The following is a 2,028-nucleotide window of genomic DNA, read 5'->3' as shown; positions in this document are numbered from 1 at the left end:
AAAAAGTAGAGAAAATGAGGAATGGTTTCGTTCCCATTTACGAACCTCATCTGGATGTGCTTTTTGAACGAAATATTAAAGCAAATCGTTTAAGTTTTACGACAAGTTTAGAGGAAGGAATCAAAGACGCTGAAATCATTTTTCTTGCTTTGCCTACACCTCCGGGAGAGGATGGGTCGGCTGATTTGTCCTATATTTTGGGAGTGGCGGATGAATTAGGGAAACTTATTAAGGACTATAAAGTAATTGTAGATAAGAGTACTGTTCCTGTTGGGACAGCTGAGAAAGTTCACGCTGCTGTTCAGGCGAATGCTAAGGTTGATTTTGATATTGTGTCTAATCCTGAATTTTTACGTGAGGGATTTGCTGTTGATGATTTCTTAAAGCCTGACCGTGTGGTGATAGGAACTTCTTCGGAGAGAGCAGAGAAAGTGATGGAGCAGCTCTACAGACCGTTTGTACGACAGGGAAATCCAATTGTTTTTATGGACGAGAAATCTGCTGAGCTTACAAAGTATGCCGCTAATTCTTTTCTGGCAACAAAGATTACCTTTATGAATGAAATTGCTAATTTCTGTGAAAAGGTAGGTGCTGATGTGGACAAGGTTCGTATAGGAATAGGTTCTGATACGCGGATAGGTAAGCGTTTTCTGTTTCCCGGAATCGGGTATGGAGGGTCTTGTTTCCCAAAAGATGTTCAGGCACTGGTGAAGTCAGGAAGAGAAGAGAACTTCGAGTTCGAAATCCTTAATGCGGTAATGGCTATTAATGAACAACAAAAAACCGTTCTTCTTCCAAAAGTAAAGAACTTTTTCAGAGGTGAGCTAAAAGGAAAAAGAATAGGGATGTGGGGGCTGGCATTTAAACCGGATACGGATGATATTCGAGAAGCTCCGGCACTTTATATGATAGAGGCCTTGTTAAAAGAAGGTGCGCAAATTAAAGCGTATGACCCTGAAGCTATGGAGAATGTTAAAAGTCAGATTGGAGATGTAATTAGCTACGAGGCGAATGAATATGATGCATTGAAAGACGTGGATGCACTAATCATTTGTACAGAATGGGGGATATTCAGAAACCCTGATTTTGGAAAAATGAAAGAAAAAATGAAAGATGCCGTTATTTTTGACGGAAGAAATCTGTTTGATATTGACGAAATGACCTCAAAAGGTTTCTATTATAATTCCATTGGACGAAAAACGATAGAGAAATAATCATGAAAGACCGCAAGCGCGTACTCATAACCGGTGCTGCCGGATTTTTAGGGTCACATCTTTGTGATCGTTTTATCAAAGAGGATTATCATGTAATCGCAATGGATAACCTGATAACAGGTCGCTTAAAAAATATTGAGCATTTGTTCAGGTTGGAAAACTTTGAGTTTTATCATCATGATGTCTCCAAGTTTATTCATCTACCTGGCAGGTTGGATTATATTCTTCATTTTGCTTCTCCGGCCAGTCCGATAGATTATTTGAAAATACCTATTCAGACGTTGAAAGTAGGTTCGTTAGGAACACACAATTGTCTTGGATTGGCTAAAGCAAAAGGAGCAAGAATCCTTGTTGCTTCTACTTCAGAAGTGTATGGCGATCCGGCTGTTCATCCTCAAACGGAAGATTATTGGGGAAATGTTAACCCTATAGGTCCTAGAGGTGTTTATGATGAAGCAAAACGTTTTCAGGAGGCAATGACAATGGCTTATCATACATTTCATGGGCTGGAAACGAGAATAGTACGTATTTTTAACACATACGGACCTCGGATGCGTTTGAATGACGGGCGTGTATTGCCGGCCTTTATCGGACAAGCTTTACGAGGAGAAGATCTTACAATTTTTGGAGATGGATCACAGACTCGTTCTTTTTGTTATGTAGATGATTTAATTGAAGGAATATACAGGTTATTACTGAGTGATTATCACCTGCCTGTAAATATCGGAAACCCGGATGAAATTACTATTCTGGATTTTGCACGTGAAATTATTAAGTTAACGGACTCGAACCAAAAACTAATAATGAAAGAACT

2 protein-coding genes are annotated in these 2,028 nt (G+C 39.3%); both read left to right on the top strand.

The genetic code is table 11. From position 1 onward, the window contains the following. Positions 1-1,214 (top strand): UDP-glucose dehydrogenase family protein (locus AC4PL9_RS05830; protein ID WP_491603833.1); only part of this gene is annotated, 1,214 nt, incomplete at its 5' end. Between the two features lie 2 nt (positions 1,215-1,216). Further along, a partial coding sequence (locus AC4PL9_RS05825; protein WP_491603832.1) for an NAD-dependent epimerase/dehydratase family protein occupies positions 1,217-2,028 on the top strand: 812 nt, incomplete at its 3' end.

This window comes from Wandonia sp., from assembly GCF_984588085.1.
Note: the sequence above shows the minus strand (reverse complement) of the source record. Positions and strands in the feature narration are given on the sequence as shown.